Source organism: Propioniferax innocua (assembly GCF_006716235.1).
Lineage (GTDB): Bacteria > Actinomycetota > Actinomycetes > Propionibacteriales > Propionibacteriaceae > Propioniferax > Propioniferax innocua.
The window spans coordinates 399,830-421,239 of the sequence record NZ_VFOR01000001.1; the positions used below are offsets into that span (position 1 = coordinate 399,830).

General features: G+C 64.1%; 19 protein-coding genes. 10 read left to right on the plus strand and 9 right to left on the minus strand.

Annotated elements, in window-relative coordinates:
- Positions 1–33: 33 nt before the first annotated feature.
- From dxs to FB460_RS01855, 6 genes are read right to left on the minus strand one after another with little or no spacing between them, the layout of a single operon-like run.
- Complete coding sequence (dxs, locus tag FB460_RS01835; protein ID WP_142092413.1) at positions 34–1,968, minus strand: 1-deoxy-D-xylulose-5-phosphate synthase; 1,935 nt, start codon at positions 1,966–1,968, stop codon at positions 34–36.
- A 10-nt stretch (positions 1,969–1,978) separates the two neighbouring features.
- Entirely contained in the window at positions 1,979–2,101 is a 123-nt protein-coding gene (locus FB460_RS13390) for a hypothetical protein (protein ID WP_281281816.1), read from the minus strand.
- A gap of 7 nt (positions 2,102–2,108) precedes the next feature.
- Positions 2,109–2,960 (minus strand): 3-methyl-2-oxobutanoate hydroxymethyltransferase, encoded by an 852-nt coding sequence (panB, locus tag FB460_RS01840; RefSeq protein WP_142092414.1) that lies wholly within the window; start codon positions 2,958–2,960, stop codon positions 2,109–2,111.
- Positions 2,957–3,340, minus strand: a complete 384-nt coding sequence (panD, locus tag FB460_RS01845) for an aspartate 1-decarboxylase (protein WP_281281817.1) — start codon at positions 3,338–3,340, stop codon at positions 2,957–2,959. Before panD ends, panB begins: the two co-directional genes overlap by 4 nt.
- A gap of 11 nt (positions 3,341–3,351) precedes the next feature.
- A complete protein-coding gene (gene panC / locus FB460_RS01850) occupies positions 3,352–4,218 on the minus strand; it encodes a pantoate--beta-alanine ligase (RefSeq protein ID WP_142092416.1) in 867 nt (288 codons plus the stop codon).
- A complete protein-coding gene (locus FB460_RS01855) occupies positions 4,193–4,882 on the minus strand; it encodes a DUF2520 domain-containing protein (RefSeq protein ID WP_211345791.1) in 690 nt (229 codons plus the stop codon). The genes panC and FB460_RS01855 overlap by 26 nt, the downstream gene beginning before the upstream one ends.
- Before the next feature lie 214 nt (positions 4,883–5,096).
- On the opposite strand from FB460_RS01855, the gene FB460_RS01860 reads away from it, so the two are divergent.
- Together FB460_RS01860 and FB460_RS01865 are read left to right on the plus strand one after the other, a co-directional pair.
- A complete protein-coding gene (locus FB460_RS01860; protein WP_142092418.1) occupies positions 5,097–6,566 on the plus strand; it encodes a hypothetical protein in 1,470 nt (489 codons plus the stop codon).
- 17 nt (positions 6,567–6,583) lie between these two features.
- The gene (locus tag FB460_RS01865; RefSeq protein WP_142092419.1) at positions 6,584–7,249 is read left to right on the plus strand and encodes a DedA family protein; all 666 of its coding nucleotides are present in this window, start codon (positions 6,584–6,586) and stop codon (positions 7,247–7,249) included.
- Positions 7,250–7,346: 97 nt separating this feature from the next.
- Here FB460_RS01865 and FB460_RS01870 read toward each other — a convergent pair whose 3' ends face one another.
- Positions 7,347–10,238: an aconitate hydratase gene (locus FB460_RS01870; RefSeq protein ID WP_170209908.1), complete on the minus strand. Its 2,892-nt coding sequence runs from the start codon at positions 10,236–10,238 to the stop codon at positions 7,347–7,349.
- Positions 10,239–10,367: 129 nt separating this feature from the next.
- Positions 10,368–12,593: a 6-phosphofructokinase gene (locus FB460_RS01875; protein WP_142092420.1), complete on the minus strand. Its 2,226-nt coding sequence runs from the start codon at positions 12,591–12,593 to the stop codon at positions 10,368–10,370.
- Positions 12,594–12,854: 261 nt separating this feature from the next.
- Between FB460_RS01875 and FB460_RS01880 the strand changes: the two genes are divergently transcribed.
- Genes FB460_RS01880 through FB460_RS01890 form a run of 3 tightly spaced genes read left to right on the plus strand, consistent with a single transcriptional unit; the run spans position 12,855 to position 15,171 of the window.
- A complete protein-coding gene (locus FB460_RS01880; RefSeq protein WP_142092421.1) occupies positions 12,855–13,688 on the plus strand; it encodes an alpha/beta fold hydrolase in 834 nt (277 codons plus the stop codon).
- Positions 13,685–14,374, plus strand: coding sequence for a TetR/AcrR family transcriptional regulator (locus tag FB460_RS01885; protein ID WP_142092422.1), 690 nt, complete (start codon positions 13,685–13,687; stop codon positions 14,372–14,374). The genes FB460_RS01880 and FB460_RS01885 overlap by 4 nt, the downstream gene beginning before the upstream one ends.
- A 59-nt stretch (positions 14,375–14,433) precedes the next feature.
- Positions 14,434–15,171, plus strand: a complete 738-nt coding sequence (locus FB460_RS01890; protein WP_170209909.1) for an alpha/beta fold hydrolase — start codon at positions 14,434–14,436, stop codon at positions 15,169–15,171.
- A gap of 37 nt (positions 15,172–15,208) precedes the next feature.
- Here the strand turns inward: FB460_RS01890 and FB460_RS01895 are convergent, their stop codons facing one another.
- A complete protein-coding gene (locus FB460_RS01895; RefSeq protein ID WP_170209910.1) occupies positions 15,209–16,204 on the minus strand; it encodes an alpha/beta fold hydrolase in 996 nt (331 codons plus the stop codon).
- A 93-nt stretch (positions 16,205–16,297) separates the two neighbouring features.
- Here FB460_RS01895 and FB460_RS01900 point away from each other — a divergent pair, with 93 nt between their 5' ends.
- The 5 genes from FB460_RS01900 to codA all read left to right on the plus strand — a co-directional run bounded on the left by FB460_RS01900 (position 16,298) and on the right by codA (position 21,372).
- Positions 16,298–16,885, plus strand: coding sequence for a TetR/AcrR family transcriptional regulator (locus FB460_RS01900; RefSeq protein ID WP_170209911.1), 588 nt, complete (start codon positions 16,298–16,300; stop codon positions 16,883–16,885).
- 75 nt (positions 16,886–16,960) lie between these two features.
- A complete protein-coding gene (locus tag FB460_RS01905) occupies positions 16,961–17,794 on the plus strand; it encodes a protein NO VEIN domain-containing protein (RefSeq protein ID WP_142092425.1) in 834 nt (277 codons plus the stop codon).
- Positions 17,795–18,004: 210 nt separating this feature from the next.
- Positions 18,005–18,832 carry a DUF559 domain-containing protein gene (locus FB460_RS01910; RefSeq protein WP_142092426.1) on the plus strand — a complete coding sequence of 276 codons (828 nt, stop codon included), beginning with the start codon at positions 18,005–18,007 and terminating at the stop codon, positions 18,830–18,832.
- Between the two features lie 33 nt (positions 18,833–18,865).
- Positions 18,866–20,122, plus strand: coding sequence for a cytosine permease (codB, locus tag FB460_RS01915; RefSeq protein ID WP_142092427.1), 1,257 nt, complete (start codon positions 18,866–18,868; stop codon positions 20,120–20,122).
- A 14-nt stretch (positions 20,123–20,136) separates the two neighbouring features.
- A complete protein-coding gene (codA, locus tag FB460_RS01920) occupies positions 20,137–21,372 on the plus strand; it encodes a cytosine deaminase (RefSeq protein WP_142092428.1) in 1,236 nt (411 codons plus the stop codon).
- Positions 21,373–21,410: the final 38 nt, after the last annotated feature.

The following is a 21,410-nucleotide window of genomic DNA, read 5'->3' on the forward strand; positions in this document are numbered from 1 at the left end:
GCCCTGTTTCCGGGGCAGGTCCCGCGGCGGGGATCAGGACTTGTCGTGGAGGTCGCTCGTCCGCTTCTCGTCGGCGCTCGCTTCGAATCCGGGATCCCCATGCAGGACGATCTCGATGGCCTGCCGCGCGATGGACTGCGGGGTCAGGCCCATCCGTTTGAGCAGGTCGCGGCGAGAGCCGTGCTCGAGGAATCGCTGGTCGATACCGAACTCGCGCATCGGCGTCCAGACGTCGGCCAGATGCATCTCCTGGCCCAGACGTGCTCCCAAGCCACCCTTGACGCCGGAGTCCTCCAGCGTGATGACGAGTTCGACGTCACGGGTCATCTCCACCAGTGCAGGGTTGACAGGCAGGGCCCACACCGGGTCCACGACGCGCACCCCGAGCCCCTGATCGATCAGCCGTTCCCCGACCTCGACCCCGAGCGTCGCGAACTGTCCGTGGGCCACCACGAGCACCCGTGGTGTGGCGTCGGAGCGCAGCAGGGTGTCGACACCATCGGTGGATTCGATCGCGGGGATGGACGACGGCATGGCGTCCTTGGAGAAGCGGATGACGGTGGGGGCATCTGGGATGTCGACCGCCTCGTTGAGGACGCGCACCAGGGTCTCCTCGTCACGCGGAGCACACAGGTGCATGCCCGGCACGATCTGCAGGATCGAATGATCCCACATGCCGTTGTGGCTGGCTCCGTCCGAACCGGTCACACCGGCGCGGTCGAGGACGAAGGTGACGCCGGCCCTGTGCAACGCCACATCCATCAGAACCTGGTCGAAGGCACGGTTCAGGAACGTCGAGTAGACCGCGACGACCGGATGCAGTCCTGCGGCGGCCAGACCGGCCGCGCTCGTGGCGGCGTGCTGCTCGGCGATGCCGACATCGAAGGTGCGCTCGGGGAAGACTTCGGCGAACCGGTTGAGCCCGGTGGGGTGCATCATCGCGGCGGTGATTGCCACCACGTCGGAGCGTCGACGCCCGATCTCGACCAGTTCCTCGGAGAAGGCCCGAGTCCACGTGCGTGCCGAGCTCGTGGCCAGCGACTCCCCGGTCGCCGCATCGATGCGTCCGACCGAATGGAAATGGTCCTCCATGTTGTCCTCGGCCGCCTGGAAACCGCGCCCCTTCTGGGTGAGGACGTGGACGATGACCGGGCCGCCAAAACGCTTGGCCTGTGTCAGGGCGCGTTCGACCGAGCGGATGTCATGCCCATCCACGGGGCCGACGTACTTCATGCCCAGGTCAGCGAACATCCCCTGGGGCGCCAGCACGTCCTTCAATCCGATCTTGACGCCATGCAACCACTCATAGGCCGCCCGACCCACCAGCGGTGTTCCGGAGACGCTGCGGCGCAACAGATCCAGCATGTCCTCATACCGACGATCGGTGCGCAGCCCGGTGAGATGCTCGGCGATACCACCGACCGTCGGCGTATAGGAGCGGCCATTGTCATTCGCGATGATCACCAACGGCAGGTCCTTGCCGACAGCGATGTTGTTGAGCGCTTCCCACGCCATGCCGCCGGTGAGGGCACCATCGCCGATGACCGCCGCGACCGTGCGGTCGGCCTCGGTGAGTCGGAACCCCTTGGCCAGTCCCTCGGCCCACGACAATGACGAGGACGCATGCGAGGACTCGACCCAGTCGTGCGGGGACTCGTCCCGGCTCGGGTAGCCGGAGAGGCCATCGGTCTGCCGAAGTGTGTCGAACTCCGCGGCCCTCCCGGTCAAGATCTTGTGGACATAGCTCTGATGCCCGGTGTCGAAGATGATCGGATCGTTCGGCGAGTCGAACACACGGTGCAGGGCCAAAGTGAGCTCGACGACACCAAGATTCGGCCCGAGATGGCCACCTGTGAGACTGACCTTCTCGATGAGGAACGCACGGATCTCGGTCGCCAACGTGTCGAGCTGCGCAGGCGCGAGGGCACGCAGATCGGCGGGCGACTGGATTCGGTCGAGCAAAGACATGGCGTCGATTCTATCCCCGCTGCATCAAACCTGCTCCGCTCACCGTCGGCCCGTCGGCGCCGAGGACCACGAAGCCACAGACCACGAAGCCACAGGCCGTGGAGCCAGCAGCGTCGAATGGTCCCCGTGCCATGCAGGAATCAGGAGCTGAGCTGGTTGACCTCGGCACGGGCTGCCTCGAGAGCTTCGGGCTTGCTCTTGTAACAGTGCTCCCCCGCAGGGAAGACCCCCGAGCGCACCTCATCGGCATACGCGCCTATCCCCTCGGCGAACGCCTCGTTCAGCCGGGCATAGCTCTTGACGAAGGACGCCATCGGCCCTTCGGTGATCCCCAGCAGGTCGTGCTGCACCAACACCTGCCCGTGAGCCGCACCGGCGCCGATGCCGATCACGGGGATCTGCATGTGCTCCAGCACCAGCTGCACCACGTCAGCAGGTACGGCCTCAACAACGACGCAGAAGGCACCCGCCTCCTGGACTGCGAACATCTCACGCACGAACCGCGATGCCGTCTCGGCCGTACGTCCCTGAGCCCGCATGCCACCGAGCGCGACGGCGGTCTGCGGCGTCAGCCCCACATGCGCGACCACCGGGATACCCGCGTCGACGATCGCTCGGATCCGACTCAACCGACGAGGATTCCCGCCCTCGAGCTTCACCGCATCGGCACCGGCTTCCTTGACAAAACGGACCGCGGTTTCCACGGCCTGTTCATCGGACACCTCGGTCGAGCCGAAGGGCACATCACACACCAGGAACGCAGTCTTCGTCCCTCGACGCGCCGCCGCGGCCATCGTCAGCATCTCGTCCATCGACACCTCGGCGGTCGTGTCATACCCGAGCACCACATTGGCTCCCGAGTCGCCGACCAAAACCATGTCGACGCCCGCCTTCTCCGCCGCACGCGCGGAAGGGAAGTCATAGGCCGTCACCATGACGATCTGCTCTCCCGCAGCCTTCATCGACGCCAGTTTGGCCGTGGTCACGCTCATTCTGTGCTCCCATCAAGCAGCATCTCGGGATGATCGTCGACGGTCATGATCTTGTTGGTCTGCGGCTCGACATGCACCACTCGTGGCTCGTAACTCTCGAGATCCGCCTCATCGTAATCACCGTAGGAGATGACGATGATCGTGTCGCCGACGTGCACCAGACGAGCCGCTGCCCCGTTCAGCTGCATATCCCCACTACCGCGCTCGCCCTCGATCGTGTACGTGACGAATCGTTCACCGTTGTCGACATCGACGACATGCACCTGTTCGTGGACACAGATATCGGCTGCCTCCAGCAGATCGGGATCGATGGTGATCGACCCCACGTAGTGCAGATCGCTGCCGGTCACAGTGGCTCGATGGATCTTCGATTTCAGCATGGTTCGATGCATCAACGGCTCTTCTCCCCGGTCCCCGACCCGGGACCGATCACGATGTTGTCCAACAATCTGGTGGTTCCCACTGATCCGGCAAAGGCCACCAGCACCTCGCGGTCGATCTCGTCGACCGGCTCGAGACTGTCAGGGTCGACGAACGCAATGTATTCCACGAGCACTTCGGCCTCTGCCAGAACGTCCAACGCTCGAGCCGCCAGCGTACGCGCATCGATTTCCCCGCCAGCCACTGCATCGGCGATGGCGTTCAAGGACCGGGGAATCGCCAATGCTCGGGCACGTTCCTCATCCGAGAGATGCACATTGCGGCTCGACAGCGCAAGCCCATCCGCATCCCGCACGATCGGACACGCCACCACACGCACCGGCAGCCCGAGGTCAGTGACCATGCGCTGCACCACGATGACCTGCTGTGCGTCCTTCTGCCCGAAATACGCCGCATCGGCAGCCGAAGCGATCATCAACTTCGCGACGACGGTGGCCACACCATCGAAATGACTGCGCCCCCGCTTGGCCCCCTCCAAGGTCTCGGCAACCGGTCCGCTCACCACGATATTCGTCGCATAACCACGCGGATACATCTCGACCGGGTCCGGGAGGAACACCACGTCGACACCCGCCTCGGCAGCCGTTTCGAGATCACGTTCCTCATCACGCGGATAGGTCGCAAGGTCTCGTGCGTCATTGAACTGGGCGGGGTTGACGAAGATCGACATCACCACCGTCTCGCACTCGTCCTTCGCCCGCTCCACGAGCGCAAGATGCCCCGCGTGCAGTGCCCCCATCGTGGGCACCAGCCCGATCGGACCGTCGCGTCTGGCCATCTCCTCACACAGTTCAGCCACCGTGCGTACCACCAGCATGTGGTCCCTCCCCTTCCATGCCCGCGTCGCGGGCGATTTCTCGTGAGCATGCAAGCCGCCGCGTCGACCGGGCCAAGGCGTCGAATGTCTCAAGCCCCTCGGGTAGTCGCGCCGCCACGGCTTCTCTTTGACGCAGGACCACGGCATCGTCACCGCGGGCGATCGGTCCGGTGAGCGCAGCCGCAGCACCCTTCTCCACCCAGTTCTCGATGGCTGCCCGCGCGAGAGGAGCCAACATCCGTCGCTGGACACCGGCACTTTTCGCCATCTCGGTGGCGAGACCTTCCAGCGTCACCACGAAGTTGGACGCCATCGAGCACGCGGCATGGTAGGCGACTCGATCATCGTCCGCGACTCGGAAGGTCTCCATCGCCATGAGGTGCGCGATGTGTTCGGCCATCGCGATCTCTTCATCACCCACCCCCGCCACGGCAGCGGGAGCACCTGCGAAGTCGGTCTCGGCCCCGGTGATCGTCATGACCGGGTGCAGGCTGAAGGCCCGGTGCCCATGCAGGGGTTCCAGCGTCGTCGCTCCCGATAGGTGACCGACCATCGGCCCCGGGCCGATCATCGCTGCGGCGTCGGCGATGGCAGCATCAGGTACCGCGAGCAGAACCACGTCGGCACCTTCGCCGGTCGCACCACGCCCCAAAGGTTCGGACATTGCAAGTCCTGCGGCGCGGAGGTTGGCCACCAAAGCCTTCCCCACGCGTCCTCTACCGATCACTTGCACCACAGGGCGGGGATGCTCACAGGTCAACGGAGCCGACACACGAACTCCTCCCCCGGCCCTGGACCGATGCGACACCAACCCGGGGAATGATACTCGCCCACGGCAGGGTTCTGGACTCCCCCGAAGCTTTGTGAAGAATGGTCGCATGTCCGAACAGACCACCGGAATCCACTTTCCGCTCATCGGCGATCGACGCTCCACCACCGCGACGACCCGCGGCATCCTCGCCGATGCGGCCCGTCATACGGATCCGGCCCTGGCCGCCCGGATCACCGATGCCTCCAACTGGCGCCGCGACTACGTCGATCACGTCCATGCACTCACCGCGGCTTCATCGGTGTCCCCACGCGCTGCGATCGACATCGCCGAAGACGGGTTGCGGTCGATGTATCAACGCATGGTCGTGATCGCCGATGACGGATCCGAAACTCCGCTGGTTGATGCACAGCTTGAGGTGGGCTCCGCGTCACGCTTCGGGACCGAGACCGTCCGCGGCACCGGCACCCCGCACACCGAACTCGTAGTGCCCTACCGTGGCACGAAGCTCCGCGGTGACGCGCTGCGCCGCCAGCTCGATGCCTGGGTTGCCGATGGCATCGTCGAGGACGGCTTCCGATCCGCGATCACGTCGGTCATGGAGAACCCCGAGTGGCTCATCCTCCCCGATCATCAGGTGATGCTCATCGGCGCCGGCGCCGAGATGGGGCCCCTGGAGCCTTTGCTCGACTGGGGCTGCGACGTGCTCGCGATCGACCTGCCCCGCAGCGAGGCCTGGCGCCGCAAACGAGGAATCGCCGCGCGCTCGGCCGGATCCCTGACCTTCCCGATCGATGACCGGGGCCACGCCGGCGGGGACATCGTCCACCAGCCGGGGCAGGTCCTCGATTGGATCCGGCACAACCGTGATGGCTCTCCCCTCGTGCTCGGCATGCACGCCTATGCCGATTCCGGGGTCCACGTCCGTATCAGCGCTGCCGCCGATCTGCTCACCACGGTGCTGCTCGATGACGATCCCGACACCGCCCTGGCCTGGCTCGCCACCCCAACCGATGCCTTCGTGGTCAACGAAGCGATCGTCGCAGACGCCCGCGCGCACTGGGATGACCGGGGAAGGCTCATCCGAGCAGCACAGTCGTCGCTGCGCACCGTGTCCCGTGGGCGTCTCTACCGCCGTGCCTACCCGGAGGCCACCGAGGGCGGCCCCGGGGTCGCCGACATCATCGTGCCGCAACAGGGCCCCAACTACTCGATCGCAAAACGGCTACAACGCTGGCGCGGCGTTGCCGCCGAACAGGCGGGGCACACCGTCTCGTTCAACGTCGCCCCCGCGACGCTGACGCGATCGGTCACCAAGAACCCCGTACTGGCCGCTGCCTATGGGGGTGCACGACGCTTCGGCGTCGAGGTCTTCGAACCCGAGACCGTGCGTCCGCTCATGGCCGCCCTCATGGTGCACGACGTCATGCGCGGCCCCGTGGAACGGCAGCATCCCGAGGAACTCTTCAGCGACGCCGCCGCGCACGGCGGACTGTGGCGCGTTGGCTATGACCCGAAGAGCGTTCTGGGCATCGCTGCTCTGGAAGGCTTTCCGAAGCAGCTGTTCACGCGGCACTGAAACATATATTTATCGACATGAACCTTGTTGACTGGGCAGTACAGACGATCGACCACTTCGGTGGCCCAGGCGTCGCTTTCCTCATCGCATTGGAAAGCGTCTTCCCCCCGATTCCCTCCGAGGTCATCCTGCCGCTGGCCGGCGTCAGTGCTGCCGGTGCCGAGCAGAGCTGGGCAGGAATGCTGATCTGGTCGACGATCGGTTCCCTCATCGGCGCCTTGGTCCTCTATGGAATCGGCCGGCTCCTGGGCCCCGACCGACTCCGGAAGGCCTTCATCAGACTGCCGCTCCTCACCGTCGAGGACTACGACAAGACTGTCTCCTTCATGGACCGGCACGGCTCCAAGGCCGTCTTCTTCGGGCGCATGGTCCCAGGCATTCGCTCACTGGTGTCCATCCCTGCGGGCATCTACCTGATGCCGGTATGGAAACTCACCGTGCTCACCGTCGCTGGAAGCGGAATCTGGAATGTCCTGTTCATCAGCTTCGGCTACCGGCTCGGACAGGACTGGCAGATCATCGAGCCCTACACGAACCTGATCTCGAACATCTTCTACGCCATCATCGGAGCCATGCTTCTGTGGTGGATCGCAGGTCTGATCCGACGCGAACGTCGACGCCGCGCACTTGGCCTCCCGCACCCTGATGAGGCGAACACAGACGGCTGGAACCCCGACGACTGATCGTCACATGCCGGACGTCACATGCCGGACAACGCCCGAACGCCGGGTGCGAGGACGAACCTCGCACCCGGCGTTCGGGCTTCACGACGTCAGAACGTCAGTTCTTGGCCATGTTCCGCAGCACGTACTGCAGGATGCCTCCGTTGCGGTAGTACTCGCGCTCTCCCGGTGTGTCGATACGGACGACCGCATCGAACGTGATCGGGTCAGCGCCCTCGCCGGTGGCAGTGACCTTCACCGTTTCGGGGATCGAGTTGTTCAACTCGGCGACACCCTCGATGGAGAAGACCTCTTCACCGGTGAGGCCCAGCGAATCGGCCGATTCCCCTTCGGGGAACTGGAGCGGCAGGACGCCCATGCCGATGAGGTTCGAACGGTGGATCCGCTCGAAGCTCTCGGTGATGACGGCCTTGATGCCCAGCAGCGCCGAGCCCTTGGCGGCCCAGTCACGTGACGAACCCGAGCCGTACTCCTTACCGCCGAGGACCACGAGCGGCGTATCGGCCTGCTTGTAGTTCTGGGCGGCGTCATACACCGTGGTGACCGGTGCATCGGACTGGGTGAAGTCACGGGTGAAACCACCCTCGGTGCCCGGGGCGAGCTGGTTGCGCAGACGGATGTTCGCGAAGGTGCCACGCACCATGACCTCATGGTTGCCACGACGCGAGCCGTAGGAGTTGAAGTCCTTGCGCTCAACGCCGTGCTCGCTGAGGTACTTACCCGCGGGGCTGTCGGCCTTGATGGCACCGGCCGGCGAGATGTGGTCGGTGGTCACCGAGTCGCCCAGCTTCAGCAGCACACGGGCGTTCTGGATGTCCTCCACCGGAGCCGGCTCGGCAGGCATGCCATCGAAGTACGGGGCCTTGCGGACGTAGGTCGAGGCGTCCTCCCACTCGAAGCGCTCGCCCTCGGGCGTGGGCAGGTTCTGCCAACGCTCGTCACCGGCGAACACATCGGCGTAGCGGGAGGTGAACATCTCGGCGTTGATCGAGCCGTCGATGGCGGTCTGGATCTCGTCGGCCGACGGCCAGATGTCCTTCATGAACACGTCGTTGCCCTCGGCGTCGGTCCCGATGGGATCGGAGTCGAGGTCGATGTCCATGGTGCCGGCCAGGGCATACACCACGACCAGCGGCGGGCTGGCGAGGTAGTTCATCTTCACATCGGGGCTGATGCGCCCCTCGAAGTTGCGGTTGCCCGAGAGCACCGCGGTGACAGCAAGATCGTTGTCGTTGATCGCCTGGGAGACCTCGGGGATCAGCGGACCGGTGTTGCCGATGCACGTGGTGCAGCCGTAACCGACGAGGTTGAATCCGAGCTTGTCCATGTAGGGCGTCAGGCCGGACTTGGCGAGGTAGTCGGTGACCACCTTGGAGCCGGGTGCGAGCGAGGTCTTGACCCAGGGCTTGCGGGTCAGGCCCTTCTCGATGGCCTTCTTCGCTACCAGACCGGCCCCGACCATGACGCTCGGGTTGGAGGTGTTGGTGCACGAGGTGATGGCCGCCACCGCAACGGCGCCGTGGTCGAGGGTGAACTTCTCACCACTGGAGAGGGTCACCTCGACGGGGTTGGACGGACGACCCGAGACACGCTCGGCCGCCTTGCCCTTGACCGATTCAGCAACCGAACCGACCTTGTCGGCAGCCGCAGCCGCAAGACCCTTCGCCTTGTCAAGAAGACCACCCTTGTCAGCGGTCTCAGCAGCAGTCTTGTCGCCACCTTCAGCGCCCGGAGCCGCCGCTGCGGGATCAGAGGCCTCCATGGAGTCGGCCACGGCCTTGTCCTGGGGCTCCATTTCGGTGACGTAGTTGCGGATGTCGGAACGGAACTGCTTCTTCGAATCGGCCAGCAGGATGCGGTCCTGCGGACGCTTCGGGCCGGCGATCGAGGGCTTGATGTCACCGAGATCCAGCTCGAGGTACTCCGAGTAGACCGGCTCGGCGGAAGGATCGTGCCACAGGCCCTGCTCCTTGGCGTAGGCCTCTACGAGGGCGATCTGCTCCTCGGAGCGACCGGTCAGGCGCAGGTAATCGGTGGTCTTGTCATCGACGGGGAACACCGCGATGGTCGAGCCGTACTCGGGGCTCATGTTGCCGATCGTCGCGCGGTTGGCCAACGGCACGGCCGAGACGCCGGGTCCGTAGAACTCGACGAACTTGCCGACGACCTTGTGCTCACGGAGCATCTCGGTGATCGTCAGCACCAGGTCGGTGGCGGTGACGCCGTCGGGCAGCTCACCGGAGAGCTTGAAGCCCACCACGCGAGGCACGAGCATCGAGACCGGCTGACCGAGCATGGCAGCCTCGGCCTCGATGCCGCCGACGCCCCAGCCCACGACGCCGAGGCCGTTGACCATGGTGGTGTGCGAGTCGGTGCCGACGAGGGTGTCGGGGTAGGCACGCAGAACACCATCGACCTCACGCGGGAAGACCACACGGGCGAGGTTCTCGATGTTGACCTGGTGCACGATGCCGGTGCCCGGGGGGACGACCTTGAAGTCGTCGAAGGCGGTCTGGCCCCAACGCAGGAACTTGTAGCGCTCCTCGTTGCGCCCGTATTCGATGTCGGTGTTGCGGGCGAAGGCGTCCTGGGTGCCGAAGACGTCGACGATGACCGAGTGGTCGATCACCAGTTCGGCGGGCGACAGCGGGTTGACCTTCTGCGGGTCACCCCCCAGATCGGAAACGGCCTCACGCATCGTGGCGAGGTCGACGATGCAGGGCACACCGGTGAAGTCCTGCATCACGACACGTGCGGGCGTGAACTGGATCTCGTTGCTGGGTGCTGCGTTGGGGTCCCACTGCCCGAGGCCACGGATCTGATCCGCGGTGACGTTGGCGCCGTCCTCGGTCCGCAGAAGGTTCTCCAGCAGGATCTTGAGGCTGTACGGGAGCTTCTCCGAGCCCTCCACGGCGTCCAGCCGGAAGATCTCGTACGTCTTGTCGCCGACATTCAGGTCAGCGCGTGCTCCGAAACTGTTCTCGCTCATAGGCTCCACTTCCGAGTCGCTCACTTGTCTTGACATCAAGATAGTACAGTGATGTCTCGAACCAGACTCTGCCCCATCGGCATCATGAGCCGGAGGGAAGGTACACCTTCCTTCCGCCTCACGGAGACCTCACTGCCGCTCGGGCTCATTGGAAACCGCCTCGAGCACCGGCTTCAGCGTCATCCACCACTGCGCACGCGGGCGGCGGCATTCGAGATCGAAGTCGTCGAACAGGTGAGCCATCGGCGTGCGACGCACGTGTCCCTGGACCAACCCCACGGCTTCGGCGTCCGATGTTCCGGCCTCCACCCGCTGGGCCAAGTCGTCGATGGCATGCATCACCAGACGCGTGGCCAGGGCGCGGTCGGCCGGGGTCGGATTTCCGCCCTGCTGGATGTGCCCAAGGACATTTTGTCGCACGTCATACAGGCCACGACTCTCCTCGGCGAAGAGCCGACTGATGAAGTCGGTGGTGTAGAAGCGGTTGGCCTCTTCGTTGCGGATCGCGAGGAACAGGCGTCGGCCGTCGGCGAAACTGCTGCGCAGACGCGCCACATCACGGGAGAGGTCCTCAAGGGTGACCCCCTCCTCCTGCAGATAGACCCGCTCGGCTCCCCCGGCGAGGCCGCCCATCATGGCCAGATATCCGCAGTGCCGGCCCATCACCTCAACCACGAAGCAACGCTGCGCCGCCGACGCAGACTGCTTGATGCGATCCAGCGCGTCGACGATCTCGTTGAGTGCGGTGTCCGCACCGATGGAGATCTCTGACGCCGGAAGGTTGTTGTCGATGCTGGCGGGCACCAGGACCATGGGAATGCGGAACGCAGGGTACCGCTCACGCTCCTGCCACAGGTGATGCATTCCCTGATAGGCGTTGAACCCGCCGATGGCGAGGATTCCACGGATGTCCTGGTCTTCGAGAACGCGTGCGATCTGGAAGTAATCCTGGGTGTGGGGAAGGTCGCGACGGGTACCCAGCTCGGCGCCACCCACCGGGACCCAACCCTCCACATCGGCCCACCCCAGAGAGCGGAGTGCACCCGATGCCAGCCCCGGGAAACCGCCGGTCACACCCACGACGTCGAGCCCGCGCTCGATCCCCAGGCGCACCGCCGCGAAGGCGGCCGCGTTCATACCCGGCGCCAATCCCCCAGCATGCAGCACGGCAATACGCGGAGCGGCCTCCACCACGTCGACGCGAGGCGGTTCGGACATGTCACGGAAGACATCGCGCAGTTCACCAAAGGTGTCTCCACGCAAGGATGTCGCCTTCTCCACATCGCCGACCTCGATGGCCTCCGGGACCTCCCGGGTGGCGCGGACCGCGTCCACAAGTGGAAGGCGCCCAACACGACCGTTGCGTTCGCACACGACAGGAAGCTGATCACCGGGCTCAGCGCCGAGCGCTGCGAGGGCTGCCTCATGGCCCAGCCACGTACTCATCCAGCGATCGAACGCGCTGGGAGAACCACCTCGCTGCACGTGGCCGAGGATCGTGACGCGGGCATCCTCACCGAGGCGTTCCTTGAGAACTCCTTGAACGTCATGAGCGGTGATCGGCTCCCCCTGCGCATCATGAACCCCCTCGGCCACGAGCACGATCGACTCACGCCGCCCCGCGTTGCGCCCCCGAGTGAGTTCGGCACACATGCGATCGACCCACTGCGGCCCCGGAGGCGTCTCTGGAATGAGGACGTAGTCACAGACACCGGCCACTGCAGCGTTGAGTGCGAGATAACCGCAGTGGCGCCCCATGACCTCCACAACGAATGTCCGCTGATGGCTCGCCGCCGTGCTCGAGAGGTCATCGAGGGCGTCGACGATGCGATGCAGAGCCGAATCGGCACCGATGGTGGTGTCGGCGCCGACGAGGTCGTTGTCGATGGAGCCGACCACACCGGCTCCCATAAGCATCGAATGCTCCTGCGCCTGCTCCTTGGAGAGATCACCGGATTCGACGAGCTCGGCCAGCAGATCGGGCCACTCCTCCCGGAAAGCATCCAGACCGGAGAGGGAACCATCGCCGCCGATGACGATGAGGCGATCGATGCCGTGCTCCACGAGGTTGCGAGCCGCCCGGCGTCGGCCCTGGCGCTCACGGAAGTCACGGCTTCTGAAGGTCCCGATGATGGTTCCACCCCGATGAAGGATGGAGCCGACGTCATCCCAACCGACCCGGCAAATGCCATCACCGCCATCGACGATGCCCTGATAACCCTCGGTGACCATGTACACCTCGGCATCCAGAGCAAGAGCCGTTCGCACCACCGCACGCACCGCGGCGTTCATCCCCTGCGCATCGCCACCACTTGTCAGTACTGCCAGCCTGCGTCCTGCGAAATCCGCTGCCATGGGCCCATCATGCCGAGAGGATGAGGCGGCTCATCCCCGGGGCTCATACTCCGCACAGGCGATCACCTCCTGGAGCCGTGGAGGCTTGGCTGATCAGGGCTTGGCCCGACGAAGAGAAGTCGGCGACGACTCCGCGCGCCCCCATGCCGATCGGGACGCCACAGACCCGGAGCCCACGATTCACTCTCCTCAGCCGTTCACATCCGATGTTTCCCCATGCCACAGATTGACCATTTGGATAATTCTGGTCAATATGTACACATGGTCACCGACGATCAACAGCTGATCACCCTCGCCCGCGTTGGCTCGCTCCTGCACGCATGGTCGGCAGGCGACCCGAACCACCCAGCAGTGGTCCTCAGCCATGGAGCCGCCATGGATCATCGAACCTTCGACCCGAATCTGCATGCACTCTTAGAGGCCGGTTACCGCGTCCTCACATGGGACATCCGTGGCCATGGTCGATCGAAACCCCTGGGGAAGACACCCATCAGCGTCGAAGACATGGTCGACGATCTGATCGCAGTTCTGGACCACTTCGACGTCAACGCGCCCGCATGCATCGGCGGACATTCGCTCGGGGGTTACATCGCACAGAAACTTGTAAAGCGCGCCCCTGAACGAGTTGCAGCCCTGGTCATCATCGGCTCCACATGCACCACCATGCCCATCACCCGCATGGAGAAGTGGGCACTCCAGTCGTCCCCGCAGTGGTTCCGGCCATGGCCATGGGGCCACCTGAAACGCACCATCGCGCAATCCACGGCACGCCACCAACACGTTCGCGACTATGCAGCAGAGGCAGCCGCAGCCCTGACCAAAGACGAATTCCTCGCCATCTGGCACGCCGTCTCGCACTGCATCCACCCCGAGCCTGACTACCGCATCGAAGTTCCCCTGCTCCTCACACACGGCGCACAGGATCGAACTGGAAATGTTGCCCGAAGCGCGCCGAAGTGGGCCGCACGCGACCCCCACTGCACCTACAGCGTAATCCCGGACGCATCCCACAATGCACATCAGGACAACCCCGAATTCTTCAATCAGGTCCTCTTGGATTTCTTGATCAAGCACTTTCCAGGAGCAGCCACATGAGCCAGCGCCGAACCCAGCTCCTGATCGCGGCAGCACGGCTGTTCGCCCACTACGGCTTCCGCAAGACGAGCGTGGAGGAAGTCACAAGGTCGGCAGGAGTCTCGAAAGGGGCTTTCTATCTGGAGTTCCAAACCAAGGAAGACCTCTTCAGAGAAGTCGTGACCTCCGAGTTCTGCGCCTATCTGAATGACGCGGAAGAGCGCATCCTGGCCGACCAGGAGGGAGGACGCCTTTCAAGGATCTATCACCACAGCGTGGAGGCCCTGCTCGATCGCCCGTTCCTGCGAGCCCTCTACACCGACGCCGATGGCACCATGAACGGGATCCTCCATACGCATGGAACTGACCGTTACCACCCCCGCATACTTCTGGGAGCAGAGTTCATTGCACAGATGCAGGCGAACGGGCTCCTGCGCGAAGACGCATCACCGGAAGAAACCAGCCACACCCTCAGCGTTTTGACGCTCGGCCCGCTGCTGGCCGAACCGCTCCTGCGCTTCCCGGAATCGCCGAGTTTGGAACAGACCCTCAAAAGCATCAGCAGGATGATCGTCGCATCGCTCGAAACGTACGACGGTGATCCTGCTGCCGGGAAGCGCGCTTTCCACAAACTGAAATCGCAGATGGTCGAAGCGCTCAAGGAGTCACGACCAGACGGTTCACACAGATCGGCTCCCGGCTCATGAAGCTCCATCGCCCCGGCACGTGGATCCACTACGAGACGCAAGGGCAAGGGCCGCCTGTCGTGCTGATCCATGCCATAAGCACCGGATCCCGAATGTGGACACGACAGGTCGAGGCTTTTACCGACCACGCGAGAGTGATCACGTTCGACGCACGTGGCGTGGGCCGCTCTGGCAATCTGACCGGCCCCCGTCACATCAGAGACCAGATATCAGACGATATTGCCGCATTACTTGATGAACTGGGCGAAGAGTCAGCCTTCATATGCGGAGTCAGTTTCGGCGGCGTGATCGCCCAGCACTTCGCAGCCACACACCCACACCGTGTCGAGGCGCTCATGGTGGTCGATTCGTACGGGGACTCTCGACCTCTCTCCCTCTCCAGAGCGGCATGGCTGGCGAGCGTCTACGCCGGATCCGTCTCCAACTTCCTCCCTCGCACCCTCTTGACGGGGCTGATGCAGCAGGCCTACCGGCAGTGGCCGGAAGCCGCAGCACACCTCGCCGACGCCGTTCGCAGCCTTCGCCCGTGGCAGGCGTTCTACACACGCAATGCGATCAACCTTGTCAACTACCTCCCCGCGATCACGTTGGCGAACTACCCGGTCTGGTTTGTTCTCGGCGAGGACTCGTGGTGGAGGTCGGAGCGATTCGCGACAGAATTCGCAGCAGCCGTGCCGCGAGCCAAACTCATCAGAGTCCCAGACTCTGCAGATCCCACTCCTCTGTGCCAGCCGGAAACATTCAACGACATTCTTCGGAACGCTCTCATCGAGACCGGCCACGTCAAGAACGACTGACCAAGCAGCGTCCCGCATTGGAAGCACCGATGCCCCGTCACCGCCTCCGTGATACGAACTCCCGCACCCGCGCATTCAGTTCCTTCGCGTGTTCCCCATGGATGGCATGGGTGGCCTCCGGCTTGACCACCACTACTCCGCGCCTCAGCCGCACCCGCGCCACTTCCGCAGCCGCTGCTGGATCCACGTGCATCACCGAGCGCCCCGCGATGAACGCCTGCACCGGAACATCGAGTTCACCAAGGGCGGCCTCAGGAATCGGGGCAGGGGCTGGTTGCACCACTGAATAACCCTCGATCCCGGCACCGATGATGCGCGCCTCCGGAACCGACTCATCCACGGGCGCGCCACCTGCGGTCCACGACATGAACCAGTCGTCGTACCGATCCGGCATGAGCGGGAACTCGGTCAGCATGGCGGCCACCATGGTCTTCCCAGGTATGCGACTGAAGACCATCACCGGATCGAAGAGGCTCACCGAGGCCACCCTTGCCGGATGGCGGGTCGCATGGTTCATCGCAGTCCAGCCTCCGAAGGAGACCCCCACCAGGTGAACACGCTCGAGCCCCATCCCGGCCAGGGTCTCCTCGAGCCATTGGGCCTGGTCGGCAGAGTCGACCACCTTGCGCGTGGGCACCGACATGCCCGGCTGCCCCAACAGGTCGATCGCCACAACCGCACGGTCCGTGTACAAATCGGACACCGTCCCCTGCCACATCGGGACCGGAGCACTGTGCCCCGGAAGAAGAACCAACGGATCACGTGCACGGTAGGCCGCATCAGCTCCCTGGCGCTCGAAACGGTAGGCCCGAACGACTCCGAAGGATGTCTCGACATCATGAGTCTCGACAGGCTCGGGCATCAGCGCCAGCGTCTCCGCGTAGGTCTTCTCGAAACGCAGCCGCGACTCCTCCGAACGCCAATGGCTCAGTTCCGCACCATCCACCATCAACGCGACATTCAGCGCGACGAACCCCACGGGGATCCCCACTGCGATCACCAGCACCCCCGTCACCATCCGCTTGATCCGCACCACACCCTCCTCACCGAGCACGCGGCCACAAACAATGCGACCGCATTGCAACTCTACCCCTTGACGATGCAGTCGCATTGCTACCGTGGGGTCATGCCCCGCCACGCCGACCCCGAGCAACGTCGACGAGAGATCGCCCTGGGCGTCATCCACGTGATGATTCAGCACGGCATCGAGGCCGTGAGTCTGCGCCGAGTCGCTGATGCCGCCGGAGTATCGATGGGGCGTGTCCAGCACTACTTCGCAACGAAGGACGACTTGCTGGTGCACGCCTGCCTGACCATCACCGAGCTTGCCGAGGACAGATACATCAAAGGCGATACCGATCCGCGAGCTCGCCTTCGCCATCTGCTGATGCAAGCGATACCCACCAATGACATCGGCATCGCCGCTCTCTCGGCCTGGTACATGTTCATCACTGCCGCCGTCGCACACCCTCGGGTCGCTGCAGTGATTCGCGAGGCCTGGACCTCTCTGCATGACGAAATCACGTCGTTGACCTACGAGCTCGGGGACACTTCACCCGAAACAACCGCGAACCTGCTCGCCGCCGTCCTTGACGGGATCTGTCTTCGCGTGATCAACGGCGCGCTGTCGCCAGCTGAGGCACGGTCCGTTCTCGACCGGTCTCTCGATCGCTTGCTCCCCGGAGAATGCGGTCTCGCACAAACACCCCGTTGAACGACTCAAGAGGGAAGATTTCCCTCCTGAGTCGCTGAGAGGCCGACAAATGCGAGGGCCCGCTAGCCTGGCGACGTGCGCAAGGATGCTTGGTCCCCGGAGGAGAACGCCGCCACCGTGACGGCCTACCTCGACATGCTCGAGCAGGAGCTGGCCGATCAGAGCTACTCCAAGGCCAACCACCGTCGACGGCTGCAGGAACGTTTTGGGCGGCGTGAGAGCGCCTACGAGTTCAAGTTCGCCAATATCAGCAGCGTGCTCCGGGATCTGCATTGCGTGTACATCAAGGGGTACAAGCCTCGCGGGAACCGCCAGCACAGCCTGGAGCACGAGGTCCGGCAACAACTCATGCGACGTGACGGGTTCATCGATCTCATGGAGCGGTCGGTGGATCACCCGGCCATCGAACGGCCAGACCTCGAGTGGGAGGTGATCAGCCCTCCCGATGACCTGATGCTGCGCGTTCCCGGGGCAGGACAGCACGGTGTCTTCGTCGATTTCGTCGCTCGTGAGGCGAACAACCGAAGCCTCGGTCGGGCCGGCGAGAAAGCCATGGTGCGGCGCGAACAGGCACGGCTGACCGAAGCCGGTCGCCCCGACCTCGCGGCCGAGGTCGTACATGTGAGCCAGACCGAAGGCGACGGTCTGGGGTACGACATCCGATCCTGGACGTTGGAGGAACGACCGCGACTCATCGAGGTCAAGACCACGCGGCAACCTCAGTCCTGGCCAATGATCGTGACTCGCAATGAGGTGTCGGTGAGTGAGAACCACAGTGACACCTATGTGTTGGCCCGTCTCTACAACTTCAGTGAGAAGCGAATCGGGATCTACGAGTTGCCGGGCCCGATCGAACGGACATGCATTCTCGAGCCCACCACCTTCGAAGCATTGCCCCGCCCTTCCTGACACCGCCATCTCGCACAAACACCCTGTTGAACGACTCAAGAGGGAAGATTTCCCTCCTGAGTCGCTGAGAGGCCGACAAATGCGAGGTGCCGGAATCAGTGGGGCCGAGCCCAGGATCGTGGACGACAGGCTGGTGGGGGTGAAGGCGAGGTACCGGAATCGGTGGGCCGAGCCGGTGTGTCGCTTCGTGAATCAGGCAAAAATGCCGACATGGAACTCCCTCTTCCCCGACATGCAGCGCCCCGCGCATGGTTCATCAACCAAGGTTGGTCCCGGGCCGCGATCGACCTGGCGGTGAGGCGTGGACGACTCGCTCGGCCCACACGCGGTTGGCTGGTGACTCCCACTGCCGACCTCACAGTGGTGCAGGGGCTCGGTAATGACGGCATCGTCTCGTGTGTTTCCGCGCTGGAGCTCCACGGGTTGGAAGTATTGCGGCCCCGTCGCCTGCATCTCCGCCCGCTGCGTGCAGCTCCCTCCCCGGGGCGCACATGGTGCCCCACCTGGCGTGCTCACCCGAAAGACGTTCCCATCGACCCGCCCGAGGTCGCGATGGAAGCCGCGATCCGATGTCTGGAGGGAGAAGAGCTACTCGTGGTGCTGGATTCCGCGCTGCGCCAATGGGGCTTTCCCGCTGGCGACCTCGAGTTCCTGCTCTCCTTCGCCAACAAACGCAAGCAGCGACTGCGTGAGCTGATGGGAAGCGCCGACGCCGTGGGCGAATCACTCGTGCACCACCGTCTCCGTGCCAAACGGATCCGGTTTCGCCCACAGGTGTACATCGACGGTGTCGGCCGCGTGGACATGCTGATCGGAGAACGCCTGGTCCTTGAGGTGGATGGCCGGAGATACCACAGCGATGATGCGGCTTTCATCGATGACCGGCGACGCGACCGCCTGCTGCAGGAGTTCGGATATCTCGTGCTGCGCATCACCTACACCGACATCCACCGTCGCTGGCCGGCCATCGAGACGCAGATCCTCACATTCCTTCGCGCCGACCGGCATCGCCGACGCCCTCTCGGCCTCGTGGGTTAATCTCTGGCGAACACTGCACCTCTTGGAGACCGTATGAGCGAAAGCACCCGCCCCGTCGTGTCTGCCACCGACGATGACTTTTCCTTCGAAGCGGTGGACGCCAGAAACCGTCGCGGTTTCTGGGCGGTCGGCTTCGTCATGCTGGGGTTCACCTTCTTCTCCGCCTCCATGAGCGTGGGCGCCAAGCTCGGCAACGGTCTCGACTACACGACCTACCTCTGGGCGGTCTTCCTCGGTGGCATCATTCTCGCCGCCTACACCGGTGCCCTCGGGTACATGGGTGCGAAGACCGGCATGAACCTCGATCTACTGGCGCAACGCGCCTTCGGCACCAAGGGATCGTTCCTCCCCAGCGCGCTGATCTCGGTGACTCAAATGGGCTGGTTCGGGGTCGGCGTGGCGATGTTCGCCCACCCCACCGCTGAACTGCTCCAGATCAGTCCTTGGTTCATCGTCATCGTCGCCGGTGCTCTGATGACCGCATCGGCCTACTTCGGCATCAAAGCGATCGAGGTGGTCAGTTTCATCTCGGTCCCGCTCATCGCAGGCCTGGGCACATATTCCATGTTCCGTGCCATCGACGAGGGTGGTGGTGTCGACACGATCTTCGCCCAATCCACGGGGATGACGCTGATCGCCGGGATCGGCATGGTCGTGGGCTCATTCGTCTCCGGTGGCACGGCCACCCCCAATTTCACGCGCTTCGCACGCAACCCCGTCTCGGCTGTCATCACCACCGTGGTGGCCTTCTTCCTGGGCAACACCCTGATGTTCAGCTTCGGTGCCGTGGGCGGGGCCAGCACCGGTCAAGATGACATCTTCTACGTCATGATCGCTCAGGGTCTGGCCATCCCCGCCCTCATCGTTCTCGGGGCCAACATCTGGACCACCAACAACAACGCCCTCTACACCACCGGACTGGGCTACGCGAACATCACCAAGATCGACAAGAAACCACTTGTGCTGGTGGCCGGTATCATCGGCACCGTGCTCGCCCTGTGGCTCTACGACAACTTCGTCGGCTGGCTCAGTTTCCTCAACGCCACTCTTCCACCGGTGGGCGCCATCATCATCGTCGACTACATCCTCGACCGACGCGTCTACGCACAGAAGGTCTCCCCCACACTGGCCCCGGGTGCGATGATCGGCATCATCGCCGGAGGGCTGGCCGGCTGGTTCATCCCCGTCGGCATCGGTGCTCTCAACGCCATGACCGTCGCGGTGCTCTGTTACCTCATCGGCCGCCGCATCCGCATCGACCACGACCCCGTCATCGCCGATCCCCACTGACAAGCTGAGGCACCATGAATCTGCTCGTTCGCAACGTTCGTATCGAGAACGCCGCCGACACCACCGACATCCGCATCACCGATGGGCGCTTCAGCGAGATCGGCCCCTTCCTCGAGCACCACGGCGAGGAGATCATCGACGGAGCCGGACGCCTGTGTCTGCCGCCCCTCATCGAGTCCCACGTGCACCTCGACACGGCTCTCACTGCGGGAGAACCCCGCTGGAACGAATCAGGCACCCTCTTCGAAGGCATCGAGGTGTGGTCCGACCGCAAGAAGTTCCTCACCCACGACGATGTGAAGGACCGCGTCCGGCGCGCCGTCCGACAGCAGGCGCGCTTCGGGATCCAATACGTGCGGACGCATGTCGACGTCACCGACCCCGACCTCACCGCGCTCCACGCCCTGCTCGAGATGCGCGAGGAACTCGCCGACCACATCACGCTCCAGATCGTCGCCTTTCCTCAGGAGGGCATCGATTCATTCCCCGACGGTCGTGGCTTGATGCGCCGCGCAGCCGACTTGGGGGTCGACGCGATCGGCGCCATTCCCCATTTCGAGTTCACCCGCGAGTACTCGGTGTCGTCCCTCGACTTCGCCGTCGACCTCGCCGATGAATTCGGGCTCCTGGTGGATGTCCACTGCGACGAGATCGACGACGAAGCGTCCCGCGGTCTGGAAACCCTTGCGACACGCGCCTACGAACGCGGTATGGGCTCCCGTGTGACGGCCAGCCACACCACCGCGATGCATTCGTACAACAACGCCTACTTCCTGCGCCTGCTTCGGCTTCTCCAGCTCAGCGGCATCAACTTCGTCTCCAACCCGATGGTGAACACCCACCTGCAGGCACGCACCGACACCTACCCCAAGCGCCGCGGAGTCACGCGGGTGAAAGAGCTCACCGAGGCCGGGCTGAACGTCAGCTTCGGGCAGGACGACATCGTCGACCCCTGGAACCCACTGGGCACCGGCAACCTGCGCGATGTCGTTCTCAACGGGCTCTACGTGACACAGATGATGGGCCATCAGCAGATCTTGGATTCCCACCGCTTCGTCACCCACAACGCAGCCCGCACGCTCTGCCTGGACGACTACGGCATCGAGCCGGGCAACAGTGCCGACTTCGTGCTGTTCGACGCCCCCACCTGGTACGAGGCACTGAGCTTCAACGCTCCAGTGGTGGCGTCATACCGCGGCGGACGCCTGATCGCCTCGGCCACGCCTCTCGAACACGATGTGCACTTCTGACCCCGGGTGCTTCTGATTCTGGCACTTCTGGCGCTGGG

Bases quoted from the DNA above. Each gene is read 5' to 3' on its own strand.
- dxs (WP_142092413.1), bottom strand. From the start codon at position 1,968: ATGTCTTTGCTCGACCGAATCCAGTCGCCCGCCGATCTGCGTGCCCTC.
- FB460_RS13390 (WP_281281816.1), bottom strand. From the start codon at position 2,101: ATGGCACGGGGACCATTCGACGCTGCTGGCTCCACGGCCTGTGGCTTC.
- panB (WP_142092414.1), bottom strand. From the start codon at position 2,960: ATGAGCGTGACCACGGCCAAACTGGCGTCGATGAAGGCTGCGGGAGAG.
- panD (WP_281281817.1), bottom strand. From the start codon at position 3,340: ATGCTGAAATCGAAGATCCATCGAGCCACTGTGACCGGCAGCGATCTG.
- panC (WP_142092416.1), bottom strand. From the start codon at position 4,218: ATGCTGGTGGTACGCACGGTGGCTGAACTGTGTGAGGAGATGGCCAGA.
- FB460_RS01855 (WP_211345791.1), bottom strand. From the start codon at position 4,882: ATGTCCGAACCTTTGGGGCGTGGTGCGACCGGCGAAGGTGCCGACGTG.
- FB460_RS01860 (WP_142092418.1), top strand. From the start codon at position 5,097: ATGTCCGAACAGACCACCGGAATCCACTTTCCGCTCATCGGCGATCGA.
- FB460_RS01865 (WP_142092419.1), top strand. From the start codon at position 6,584: ATGAACCTTGTTGACTGGGCAGTACAGACGATCGACCACTTCGGTGGC.
- FB460_RS01870 (WP_170209908.1), bottom strand. From the start codon at position 10,238: ATGAGCGAGAACAGTTTCGGAGCACGCGCTGACCTGAATGTCGGCGAC.
- FB460_RS01875 (WP_142092420.1), bottom strand. From the start codon at position 12,593: ATGGCAGCGGATTTCGCAGGACGCAGGCTGGCAGTACTGACAAGTGGT.
- FB460_RS01880 (WP_142092421.1), top strand. From the start codon at position 12,855: ATGGTCACCGACGATCAACAGCTGATCACCCTCGCCCGCGTTGGCTCG.
- FB460_RS01885 (WP_142092422.1), top strand. From the start codon at position 13,685: ATGAGCCAGCGCCGAACCCAGCTCCTGATCGCGGCAGCACGGCTGTTC.
- FB460_RS01900 (WP_170209911.1), top strand. From the start codon at position 16,298: ATGCCCCGCCACGCCGACCCCGAGCAACGTCGACGAGAGATCGCCCTG.
- FB460_RS01910 (WP_142092426.1), top strand. From the start codon at position 18,005: ATGGAACTCCCTCTTCCCCGACATGCAGCGCCCCGCGCATGGTTCATC.
- codB (WP_142092427.1), top strand. From the start codon at position 18,866: ATGAGCGAAAGCACCCGCCCCGTCGTGTCTGCCACCGACGATGACTTT.
- codA (WP_142092428.1), top strand. From the start codon at position 20,137: ATGAATCTGCTCGTTCGCAACGTTCGTATCGAGAACGCCGCCGACACC.